The organism is Frankia sp. CeRuru1 (genome assembly GCF_977966315.1).
This window is the reverse complement of record NZ_CDWWEW010000163.1, coordinates 1-10793: the sequence shown is the minus strand read 5'-3', so window position 1 is coordinate 10793 and position 10793 is coordinate 1. Positions and strand designations below refer to the sequence as shown.

The window sequence follows — 10793 nt, the reverse complement described above, 5'->3', positions numbered from 1 at the left end:
CTTCGACACCACGATGGCCGACGAGGTCGAGCGGCGCTTCGGCATCCATACGGCACGCAGCGCGTCCGCCCTGGCCACGCCGTATTTCGTCGGCGCGGCGCTCGGTTACGACGTCATCAGTACTTTCTACGTGCAGCGCACGCCGTTCCTGGTGGCCAGGATGACCATCCACGCCGGCGGCGGGCTGCTCGGCCCGACCCTGCGGGAGCTGTCCACCGGTACCCGGGTGCTCGCCGTGATCACCGCGGCTGCGAACGCGGACACCGGCGGCGGCGTGGACCGGGACGGCGGCGTGGACCGGGACGGCGGCGTGGACCGGGACGGCCAGGGGGCGCCCGGTGGCGGGCCGGACTACCGGCCGGGACGCCACACCCGGCTCCGGCCCGGGGACGAGCTGTTCGTGGTGGGACCGGTGAACCGGATCGTCGACATGGTGCGGCGCAACCAGCAGGTTGACATCCCCGCGCGGCACCGCCCCGCCGACGGGACCGCCGGCGGTCCCGGTGCCGGCGGCGAGGTCACCGCGGCGGGAACTGCGTAACACCCTCACCGTGGCGTTGCGCTACCTGGACGAGTGGCCGCGCGGCGCACAGCCATGCCCGGATCACAAAACCATGTGAATATTTACCGCCTATTTGGATAAAAGGGAAGGATGGGACGTCTACCTGGAGGCGATGAACCGCCTCACGATCGACAGTCCGCAGCCGTCCGTCACGCCCGAGCTGTTCAGTCGGATCATCAACGACCTGGACCTGGACCTGGACCTGGACCGGCTCGGGCTAGAGCCGCTTCGTTTCCCTATAACCCGGAACTTTCGGTAATTTGGGACGCGGTTTGCGAACCAGCCTTCGGGTGGCCGTCGTCTGCGGTATGAATGCCTTAGCCCCACAGTCGCCCGGGGGCGAGCCCGGGTCTCTGCTCGTTACCTGTATGTCCCCAACATGCACAGGACGGAGAGCTGAAGCGGATGGTCTCGGCGCTGGTCGTGATCTCTCTCGTATTGACTGGACTGGTGGCGGGCACGTTGACGGTCGGCCTGGTCGCCGTACGGCCCGCGATGCATTCACTACCGCCTACCCCCTACGTAATGGTCAAGCAGGCGTTCGACATCAGCTACCCGCGGATGATGAAACTGCTGCAGATTGCAAACCTGATCGTTACGATCGCCCTGGCCGTCGCGGCTGGCGTCACCGGTGCGACGGCCTGCGCGGTGCTGGCCGGTATTGCGGCGGCCTGCGTCCTCACCAACATCCTGGTCACCGTGCGTGGCGACCTTCCGATCAACAATGCCATGGCCACCTGGCGGCCGGAGTCTCCGCCGGCCGACTGGCGGGAGCAGCGGGCACGCTGGGACTTCTTCAACAGCATCCGCACGACCGCCGCGGTGAGCGCGCTGGTTCTGCTGGCCCTGGCCGCGACCACCCAGTATTAATGCGGCTTCGCCGCCCAAGCCTTCCAGTGGAAGCTCACAGGCTTTGAACTTCGGCGAATTCGGCGAGGTTAAGGTCATCTCTTATCGTCCAGTACACGTCCGGTACAGGAGTATCGATCTCCGTAAGAGGCGGGGAACGTGGGGGGGCGGCAGCTCTTCCGGTCAGCGCATTGGTTGCTGCATTGGTTGCTTGATGACCAGGGAGAAGTGTCGTTTACTGGTCGGGGGGACCAGTCCTTGGCGAAGGTCTCCATCTGGGCGAGGACGAGGTCGATCGCCGCCTTCGGGCAGCTCCAGCGGGATGTGCGCCGGTTCAGAGCAGCGCGTGCTCGGCGGTCGCCAGGAGCCGGGCCGCGACCTCGTCGACCGGCAGCCTGCGACCGGTGTAGAGCAGGTCGAACGCGTCAAAGCTGGTGAGCAGCCAGAGGACGTCGACCGCGGCGGCCACCGGCACGCGCAGGAGGCCGTGGGCGGCCAGGCGTTCGGCGAGATGTTCCATCCCGCCGAGACGGTCCTGCTCGGCCCGTCGCAGCGCGCCGTCGAGCGCCTGTTCCATCGAGCGCAGGGCCCACAGGGCGTCGCGCTGCCCGGCGTACACCCGCACGCTTGCGGTGATCCCGCCGCGCAGGTGGACGAGTGGGTCCGGATCCTGCACGGCCCGCACCAGGTCCGCGAAACCGCCCCGATCGAGCACGTCCTGGGTGAGGGCGTCGAACAGCCCTGCCCGGGAGCCGAACATCAGGTAGACCGTCGACCGGGCCACGCCCGCCTGCCGCGCGACCGCCTCTACGCTCGCGAGCCGGGGCAGCTGTTCGTACATCGCGTCGAGGATCCGGCGGCGGGTCTGGTCCGCACCAGCCGTGCGCAGCCGCTGCTCGTAGCGACGGGGAGACATGACTGCACCCTACGTTCGATGGACTGGCCGTCCGATGGAAGACAGCATGCCCAGTGAAAGACAGGCTGTCTCGAAACGAAGACAAGCCGTCTGTCAACCGTGGTGAACCGGACGGTCGGGGCCGCCCGGTGGGAAGCGAGAATCACGGTGCGGAGCGGCTGCTTCGAACAAGTTCGAACAAGAGGGATGGCGACAGTGAGCGGAACCGCGACGAGCACTCCGTCGCCGGCGTCAACGGGCGCGCCGGTGGCACCCAGCGGGGAGCAGGTCGAGATCGTCTACGGAGACGCGCGAGCCACGGTCGTCGAGGTCGGCGGCGGGCTGCGGACCTTCGAGGTGGGGGGTGTGGCCGTGCTCGACGGGTACGGCGTGACCGCGATGGCGGCCCGCGGCCGGGGACAGCTCCTACTGCCGTGGCCGAACCGGATCGACGGCGGCCGTTACACCTTCGCCGGGACCGTCCAGCAACTGCCGGTGAACGAGGTGGCCACCGGCAACGCCATCCACGGCCTGACGCGCTGGTCCGCGTGGGATCTCGACCGGTCCGGCCCGTCGGCGGTCCGGGCCTCCTTTGTGCTGCGCGCCCAGTCCGGCTACCCGTTTACGGTCGCCTTCACCGCCGACTACCGGCTCGGACCGGACGGTCTCAGGGTCACGATGAGTGCGACGAACCTGTCGAGCGGGCCGGCGCCGGTCGGGATGGGGGCGCATCCCTATCTCTTCGTCGCCGGTCGGGACGGGGCTCCGACTCGCGCGGACGACGTGCTGCTGACCGTGCCGGCGCGCAGCCGACTGGTCACGAATGATCGACTCATCCCCATCGGAGCCACCGATGTGACGGACGGTCCGTTCGACTTCCGGCACGCCCACGCGGTCGGGGACGTCGTCCTCGATACCTGCTTCACCGATCTGGACCGCGACGCGGACGGCCGGGCTCGGGTCCGGCTCGGTGCGCCGGACGGTGGGAGCATCGTCGTGTGGGCCGATGAGGCCTGGCCGTACCTCCAGGTGTTCACCGGTGACACCCTCGGGCCGGACGAACGCCGGCGCAGTGTCGCCGTGGAGCCGATGACGTGTCCCGCGAACGGGTTCAACAGCGGTGACGGGCTGCGGGTGCTGCCACCTGGCGGAACCTTCGGCGGCTCGTGGGGGGTCGTGCCGGCGGCCTGATCACGTACGTCAGCGCTCGTCGTGCCGGGTGCTCGTCACCGTGCGGTTCCCGTCACCGTGCGGTTCCCGTCACCGTGTGCCCGTGCTGCTCCGGCCGAGGACGATGTCGATCCACTCGGCCACGTGGCGTGCTATGACCGCGGGTTCCTTCATCCAGTCGAAGTGACCGAGGTGGGTGGATCCACTCGTGCGGTCCAGATGGACGCGACGGACCTCCGAGCCCGTCAACCGGGTGGTGAAATGGTCGACCGCCCGGCGCGGCGCGAGATGGTCGGCGTCCAGGGAGATGGCCAGTACCGGCAGGGTCACCGCGCCGAGAAGACCGAGGAGGTCGGGCTCCGACCTGGCCAGCCGGTAACAGTCGGTGCGGGCACTTCTGGCCCAGTCCAGCATCAGCGCCCTGGGCTGCCGCCCGCCGAAGCCGAACCGGTGCCCGGGCCAGTAGCCCAGCAGCTGCGACACCCCCGCGACGAACGTGGAACCGCCTAGGACCCAGGCCGAACGGAGGGGCCTGAAGACGCGCCAGTACGAGGTGCCCGCGCCGATGACGGCCAGGCCGCTCAGCCCGCCGTTGTCGGGGGCCTCCCGCGCGGCACGCAGGAGCGAGAGTTGTCCGCCGAGACTGTGACCCACGACGAACAGCGGCGCCCCGGGGAATCGTTCCCGCGTCGCCGCCGTGATCGTCGGCAGGTCGTCCTCGACACCCTCCTGGTAGCCGCCCCGGCTGCCGGCCGAGCGCCGGAGCGCCGCGGCTCCGTGGCGATGCCAGCGCAGATCGGTTGTTACGACCGAGTACCCCAGCGACCGCAGTGCCTCGGCGAAGGGGGTGTAGTACTTCGTCCGAACCCCCATCGCCGGAAGCAGGAGAATCACCGGCGCGGACTCGTCGGCCTGCGGAAGAACACGCAGGCCGAACCGTGTCCCGGCAGCGGTGGAGACCTCGAGTTCCGTCTCGGTTCCCGCCGCGGGCCCGGTCTCGCCGGCGGCCGCCGACGGGGTAGGAACAAGAGCATCTGCGGACACGTGCCGCTCCTTCCATCCGGATCGCCGATCGTCTGATCGGTATTTCCGGCAGCGGGTCCGATAAAGGTTGGTGAGTGCGGCCGGAAAGCCGGGCACGATGGTGAGCGTAGTAACGTCCGTGGACTTCCTCCAGTGAACTCGCGGAGGACGCCCGGGCCGGGACACCCTCGCCCGGGTGTCCCGGCCCGGGCGAGGGAGAGCCGCGGTTACGGGCTTTACCTGCGGGCAGGGCCCTCCTGTTGCCGGAGGCGCCTTGCCCGCAGGTGTTTTGCCTGCAGGTGTTTTGCCGGGAGGTGTCTTGTCAGGAGGCGTCGAACCAGGCGCGGTAGTCGAACTCCGCCTTGGCGACGAGGGTGCCGGCGTCGTCGTAGAGCAGCGAGCCCCCGCGGATCTCGAAGTGTTCTTCGGCGGTCCGTTCCGCTGCCGGGTGCGCGACCTCGAGGTCCACTGAACCGTGGGCCCGGATCCGGCCTACCGCCGGCCGCAGGTACATGATCCGGCAGTCGCGCAGCACGAAGCTGCGGAGGCTGAAGATCCTCGGTGCCAGGGCGCCCGAGAACGCTGCGGCTCCGGAGACCTCGGCGGCGAGGAACTGCGCCGCCGCATGCACGGTACCCATGTGGTTCTGGAGGTCGGGTCGGTTGGGGAGCTCCGCCACGCCACCGTCCCGGCGCAGCTCGACGACCCGCACCCCGGTCAGGTTACAGAACGGCACCATCGTATCGATGACGGAACGGAGTTGTTCGAGATTTGGTGGCGCGTCACCGTTCGCCTGAAAGTGCGCCTCGCGAACCATCTCCAGTGGGGATCGTATCTCCGACTGAGCAGACATGTTACTGAGCATCCGCTGGACAGGTTTCTTCAGGATGAATTCGAGGCGACTTTACGAACCCTTTGCCATTGGTGATTCCTATCGTGCGATTACATCACCTTGTGATGTCTTGCAGGTATATAGGGGGTCTAGGAGGATGCCTAGGAGGATAATGACAACACATCCGCCGGGGACCTGTCGTGTCAGTGTAACGATCGGTTGACCGGCATACTTCAGGGAGTCTCCGACCATGTACGACGTGATTGTCGTGGGAGCGCGCTGCGCCGGCTCACCTGTGGCGATGTTGCTTGCCCGGCGCGGTCACCGGGTGCTGCTCGTCGACCGCGTGTCCTTTCCCAGCGACACGATCTCCACCCACTATCTTCAGCAGGCCGCACTGCTCCGTCTGCGGGAGTGGGGGCTGCTCGACGCACTCACGGCGACCAACTGCCGGCCGATCACCGACATGACGGTGTCCCACCTCGGTGTGGTCATCCGCGGGTTCGCTGACCCGATCGATGGGCTGGCGTTCTCGATGGCGCCGCGCCGCATCGTGCTGGACAAGATCCTGCTCGATGGCGCGGTCGCGGCGGGTGTCGAGGTCCGGGAGGGCTTCTCGGTCCGCGATCTGATCCGCCACGACGACGGCACGGTCGCGGGGATCGTGGGCCGGGACGCCACGGGAGCCGTCGTCGAGGAGCGGGCCACTCTCGTCGTGGGCGCCGACGGCCGCAACTCCGTCGTGGGTGACCTGGTGGGAGCCGACTTCTACAAGGTCGTGCCGGCGGCCAGCTTCATCTACTATTCCTATTTCAGTGGGCTGGACTGGCAGTTCCACAGCCGGTTCGGTGACCGTGAGCAGTGCGCCGGCTGGCCCACCCATGACGGGCTCACTCTCGTCACCGCGATGCGCAACCTCGAGGATTTCGAGGAGTTCCGCGCCGACATCGACGGGAGCCTGCGCCGGACCTTCCGCAGCGTCGCGCCCGAGCTCGCCGAGGATCTCGACAGCCATGGCGTCGTCCAGGAGGACCGTTACTACGGAATCCGTTACCCGGACAACTACTACCGCACGTCCTATGGCCCGGGTTGGGCGCTGACCGGGGACGCTGGTTACCACAAGGACCCGGTGACCGGTCTGGGCATCACCGACGCCTTCCGCTGCGCGGATCTGCTGACCGAGCACGTGGACCAGGCGCTGCGTGGCGACCGGCCCATGGGCGAGGCCCTCGCCGAGTATCAGCGGTTGCGCGACGAGGAGTCGGCCGGTGCGTTCAATTTCACCACGACGCTGGGCGAGCTGGACTTCCCGCCACACCTCGTGGCGCTGTGGCGAGCCCTACCGAACAATGAGACGGCGCGCGCGCAGTTCTTCGGAATGATCGCGGGTGTCGTGCCGTCGTCGGTCTTTCTCGCGCCGAAGAACGTCGAGTCCATCATGTTGGCCGCGGCGGCCGTGTAATGGACAGTCGACCGATCATCGGCGGTCCGACGCCGTCGCCGATGCTCACCGTGGTCGGCGACAGCTTCGCCGAGGGCCGCGGTGACCCCGCGCCCGACGGCGCCTGGATCGGCTGGGCGCCCAGAATGGCCGCGGCTCTGGGTATCCCGCGCAGTCGCGTTCTCAACCTGGGGCGGAACGGCGCGACGACGCAGGATGTCATCGACACGCAGCTCGACGTCGCCGCCTCCGCCCCGGCGGCCCTCGTCGGGATCGCCGCGGGCAGCAACGACCTGCTCGCGGACTACTCACAGGCCAGGTTCGAACAAAACTTCACTCACCTAGTCGCAACTCTCGCGGTCCCGGGAACCACCGCGTTCACCTTCACCTTCCCGGACCTCACCACCAGGCTCTCGGCGCCGCCGGCGATCCTGGACGTGCTCCGCGCCAGGATCGAGCAGGCGAACGACCATGTCCGCTCGACCGCGGCGAATCACGGAATTCTCCTCGTCGATTTCGATCACGTCGACCGCGCCCACGATTCCCAACTGTGGAATCCCGGGGACTACCATCCCAACGCGGCCGGATACGAATTTGTCGCCGGTCTTCTCGCGGAGTTGGTGCGCGAAGTCCTGTCGCGTCCGGCTCCCCGGATACCGGTGCCGGTCCCATCCTGACCCTGTTCGGTTGACCGGTCCCTCGACGTATTCCGACCCGACGTCGAGTCGGATCGGGAGTGAAGTATCTCACGACGCACCGCCGCGGCGATTGCCCCGGCCGATCGAATGTTCGGCAGGTTGTTCTTGCGGAACAACGGGACGTCGATGACACTGGTTTCAAGATGCCCGCGCGGATCGGATACGAGTAAACTGTCGCCAGGCCTCGCGGTTCGCCGTCGCGGCCATGAAGAACTGCGGCAGTGCTTCGGAACGGTGTTGTTCCGGAACAGCGTTGTTCCGGAACAACCCGCCGGCCGTCGGGCTCTCCAGCGGACCGGCCGATCCGCCCCGGCGAGCCGGTTCCCGTCGCGAGCTGATTGAGTCCGTGGAACCACCGAGCCAGTGAAACCACCGAGCCAGTGGAACCCCAGCGTCGCCCGACATCTCACACCTGAATACCTCCGCCGGATACATCACGCCCGACATATCAGGGCACCACGCCCGACATATCAGGGTCCCGCCGCACGCGGTGGTGACCTGCCGGCCAGTGAAGGGAAGAAGCACGTGGACGAGTCCGACCGCCCTGACGACCGACGACTCGCGAACAACCCGATCGCGATTGTCGGGCTCGCCGGACTGTTCCCGATGGCGCGCGACGCGCGGGAGTACTGGAGCAACGTCATCGACGCCGTCGACTGCGTCACCGAGGTGCCGTCGACGCACTGGCGCTCGGAGGATTACTACAATCCGGATGCGACGGTGCCCGACCACACCTACGCGCGCCGGGGCGGCTTCCTCCCGGAGGTCCCGTTCAGCCCGGTGGAGTTCGGCTTTCCGCCCAACCTGCTGGACGTGACCGCGGTCGTGCAGCTGCTCAGCCTGATCGTCGCGCGGGACGTGCTCGCCGACGCGGGCGCACCGGGGTCGGCGTGGTACGACTCCGAGCGCACCGGGGTCATCCTGGGCATGGCTGGCCCCACCACGATGGCCCACCCGCTGGCGGCCCGGCTGGAGACGCCGGTCCTGCGCGAGGTCGTGCGCGCCGCGGGACTCGACGAGGCCGAAACCGCCGCGGTCTCGGAGGCCTTCTCGCTCGCGTTCCCGCCGTGGGAGGAGAACTCGTTCCCCGGACTGCTCGGCAACGTCGTCTCCGGCCGGATCACCAACCGGCTCGACCTCGGAGGCACGAACTACACGGTCGACTCCGCGTGCGCGAGCGGGCTCACGGCCGTCCGCGGGGCCATCGCCGAACTCATCGACCACCGTGCCGATCTCATGATCACTGGTGGTTGTGACACCGAGAACTCGATCTTCAGTTACATGTGCTTCTCGAAGACGCAGGCGCTGTCCAAGTCCGACCGCATCCAGCCGTTCGACGCCGGCGCCGACGGCACCCTGGTCGGCGAGGGCATCGGGATGCTGGCGCTCAAGCGGCTGGCCGACGCCGAGCGCGACGGGGACCGGGTCTACGCGGTCATCCGGGGTCTCGGGTCGTCCAGCGACGGTCGGTTCAAGAGCGTCTACGCGCCGCGCGCGGAGGGCCAGGTCCGCGCGCTGCGCCGGGCCTACGCGGACGCCGGGGTGAGCCCGGCGTCCGTCGAGCTGTTCGAGGCGCATGCCACCGGTACCGCCGTCGGCGACGCCACCGAGCTGTCCGCGCTCGGGGCCGTCCTGGCCGAGGCCGGGGCACGCCCGGGCCGGGCGGCGATCGGCAGTGTGAAGTCGCAGATCGGGCACACCAAGGGCGCGGCCGGCGCGGCCAGCCTGATCAAGCTGTCGCTGTCGCTGTACAACCGGGTGCTGCCGCCTACGATCAACGTCCGCGAACCGAACCCGGCACTCGCCCAGGAGGGCTCGCCCTTCTACCTCAGCACCCGTACCCGGCCCTGGGTGCTCGACCCCGACGTGGGGCGGCGCCGGGCGGCCGCCTCCGCCATGGGCTTCGGTGGTACCAACTTCCACGTCGTCCTGGAGGAGACCCCCGACACGGCACGACCGGACGCCGACAAGCGTGCCGCCCGGGCGACGCACCGTGCCGTCCGCGCCCACCTGTGGCATGCCGCGACGCCCGCGGAGCTCCTCGAGTTGGTGCGCGGGCAGGCCGAACCGAACGGTGACACGGGCATCCCGGGCAGCGCCGCGCGGGTCGGGTTCGTCGCCCGCACCGGCGCGGAGGCGGACCGCCTGCGCACGATCGCGATCGAGCAGCTCGCGGCGCGAGCCGACGCCGCCGAATGGTCGCATCCCGCCGGGGTGCACTACCGCCGGCAGGCGGCCGGGCAGCCCCGCGTCGGCGTCGTCTTCGCCGGCCAGGGCAGCCAGTACGTCGACATGGGGCTCACCGCCGCCGTCGAGATTCCGCCGGTGCGGGAGGCCTTCGACGCGGCGAACGCCACCTTCGCCGGGGCCGAGCTCACGCTCGCCCGCGCGGTGTTCCCACCGCCGAGCTTCGATCCAGGCGACCGTGCCGACCACGAGATGAACCTGACGCGCACCGAGTACGCGCAGCCCGCGATCGGTGCGCTCTCCGTCGGCCAGTTCCGGTTCCTGCGGGAGCTGGGACTGCGCCCGGTGGGCCTGCTCGGCCACAGCTTCGGGGAGCTGGCCGCCCTGTGGGCCGCCGGTTCCCTCGCCGACGCCGACTTCTTCCGGCTCGCCCGGCGTCGCGGCCAGGCCATGGCCCCGCCGGACGAACCCGGCTTCGACCCCGGCACCATGGCCGCCGTCCGCGCCGACCGCGATGCGGTCGCCGAGTTGCTGACCGCGCACCCGGACGTGGTCGTGTGTAACCACAACGCCCCCGACCAGGTCGTCGTTGGTGGTCCGACGCCCGCCGTCGAGGAGTTCGTCACCGCCGCCACCGCGAGCGGGCTCGACGCCCGGCGCATCTCCGTGGCCGCGGCGTTCCACACCTCGCTCGTCGGGCACGCGGTGGACGACTTCGCCGCCGCCGTGGACGTCACCGAAATCGGATCGCCGGCCGTGCCGGTGCACGCCAACACCGCCGGCGCCCGGTACGGCGACGACCCCGCCGAGAACCGCCGGGTCCTTACCCGGCAGCTGGGCAACCCCGTCGAGTTCGTCGCCGGGCTGCAGGCCCTGCGCGCGGACGGCGCGACGGTGGTCGTCGAGATCGGGCCGAGCCAGGTGCTGACCGGCCTGGTCCGGCGCACCCTCGGTGACGAGGTCGTGGCAATCCCCACCGACGCCGGTCGCGACGGCGACGGTGCGGTGGCTCTGATGACCGCGGCCGTGCGCCTCGCGGTGCTCGGCGTCGAGCTCAGCGGGCTCAACCGCTAGTACGGCCCCGCTGCCGCAGCAGGTGAAGCCGGCCGGGAGGACGGTTGCGCTGACCGGGGCGG

The 10793-nt window shown here is 69.2% G+C and carries 9 protein-coding genes and 1 pseudogene; 7 read left to right on the top strand and 3 right to left on the bottom strand.

What is annotated here, in order from left to right:
• The 3 genes and pseudogenes from AC08OP_RS13425 to AC08OP_RS13415 all read left to right on the top strand — a co-directional run.
• Positions 1 to 541, top strand: a pseudogene (locus AC08OP_RS13425) (potassium transporter TrkA); the annotation flags it as partial.
• Between the two features lie 133 nt (positions 542 to 674).
• Entirely contained in the window at positions 675 to 821 is a 147-nt protein-coding gene (locus tag AC08OP_RS13420) for a hypothetical protein (protein WP_476614496.1), read from the top strand.
• Positions 822 to 967: 146 nt separating this feature from the next.
• Positions 968 to 1432 carry an anthrone oxygenase family protein gene (locus tag AC08OP_RS13415; RefSeq protein ID WP_476614495.1) on the top strand — a complete coding sequence of 155 codons (465 nt, stop codon included), beginning with the start codon at positions 968 to 970 and terminating at the stop codon, positions 1430 to 1432.
• A 313-nt stretch (positions 1433 to 1745) separates the two neighbouring features.
• On the opposite strand, the gene AC08OP_RS13410 is transcribed toward AC08OP_RS13415, so the two are convergent.
• Positions 1746 to 2327 (bottom strand): TetR/AcrR family transcriptional regulator, encoded by a 582-nt coding sequence (locus AC08OP_RS13410; RefSeq protein ID WP_476614494.1) that lies wholly within the window; start codon positions 2325 to 2327, stop codon positions 1746 to 1748.
• Positions 2328 to 2522: 195 nt separating this feature from the next.
• Between AC08OP_RS13410 and AC08OP_RS13405 the strand changes: the two genes are divergently transcribed.
• A complete protein-coding gene (locus tag AC08OP_RS13405) occupies positions 2523 to 3497 on the top strand; it encodes an aldose 1-epimerase family protein (protein ID WP_476614493.1) in 975 nt (324 codons plus the stop codon).
• 69 nt (positions 3498 to 3566) lie between these two features.
• Here AC08OP_RS13405 and AC08OP_RS13400 read toward each other — a convergent pair whose 3' ends face one another.
• Both AC08OP_RS13400 and AC08OP_RS13395 read right to left on the bottom strand, forming a co-directional pair.
• A complete protein-coding gene (locus AC08OP_RS13400; protein WP_476614492.1) occupies positions 3567 to 4520 on the bottom strand; it encodes an alpha/beta hydrolase family protein in 954 nt (317 codons plus the stop codon).
• 301 nt (positions 4521 to 4821) lie between these two features.
• A complete protein-coding gene (locus tag AC08OP_RS13395) occupies positions 4822 to 5316 on the bottom strand; it encodes a PaaI family thioesterase (RefSeq protein WP_476602125.1) in 495 nt (164 codons plus the stop codon).
• A 265-nt stretch (positions 5317 to 5581) separates the two neighbouring features.
• Between AC08OP_RS13395 and AC08OP_RS13390 the strand changes: the two genes are divergently transcribed.
• From AC08OP_RS13390 to AC08OP_RS13380, 3 genes are all read left to right on the top strand, one after another.
• Entirely contained in the window at positions 5582 to 6793 is a 1212-nt protein-coding gene (locus tag AC08OP_RS13390; RefSeq protein ID WP_476605622.1) for an NAD(P)/FAD-dependent oxidoreductase, read from the top strand.
• Positions 6793 to 7449 (top strand): SGNH/GDSL hydrolase family protein, encoded by a 657-nt coding sequence (locus tag AC08OP_RS13385; RefSeq protein WP_476614491.1) that lies wholly within the window; start codon positions 6793 to 6795, stop codon positions 7447 to 7449. The genes AC08OP_RS13390 and AC08OP_RS13385 overlap by 1 nt, the downstream gene beginning before the upstream one ends.
• Positions 7450 to 7995: 546 nt before the next feature.
• The gene (locus AC08OP_RS13380; RefSeq protein WP_476614490.1) at positions 7996 to 10731 is read left to right on the top strand and encodes a beta-ketoacyl synthase N-terminal-like domain-containing protein; all 2736 of its coding nucleotides are present in this window, start codon (positions 7996 to 7998) and stop codon (positions 10729 to 10731) included.
• Positions 10732 to 10793: the final 62 nt, after the last annotated feature.

Bases quoted from the DNA above. Each gene is read 5' to 3' on its own strand.
- AC08OP_RS13420 (WP_476614496.1), top strand. From the start codon at position 675: ATGAACCGCCTCACGATCGACAGTCCGCAGCCGTCCGTCACGCCCGAG.
- AC08OP_RS13415 (WP_476614495.1), top strand. From the start codon at position 968: ATGGTCTCGGCGCTGGTCGTGATCTCTCTCGTATTGACTGGACTGGTG.
- AC08OP_RS13410 (WP_476614494.1), bottom strand. From the start codon at position 2,327: ATGTCTCCCCGTCGCTACGAGCAGCGGCTGCGCACGGCTGGTGCGGAC.
- AC08OP_RS13395 (WP_476602125.1), bottom strand. From the start codon at position 5,316: ATGGTTCGCGAGGCGCACTTTCAGGCGAACGGTGACGCGCCACCAAAT.
- AC08OP_RS13390 (WP_476605622.1), top strand. From the start codon at position 5,582: ATGTACGACGTGATTGTCGTGGGAGCGCGCTGCGCCGGCTCACCTGTG.
- AC08OP_RS13385 (WP_476614491.1), top strand. From the start codon at position 6,793: ATGGACAGTCGACCGATCATCGGCGGTCCGACGCCGTCGCCGATGCTC.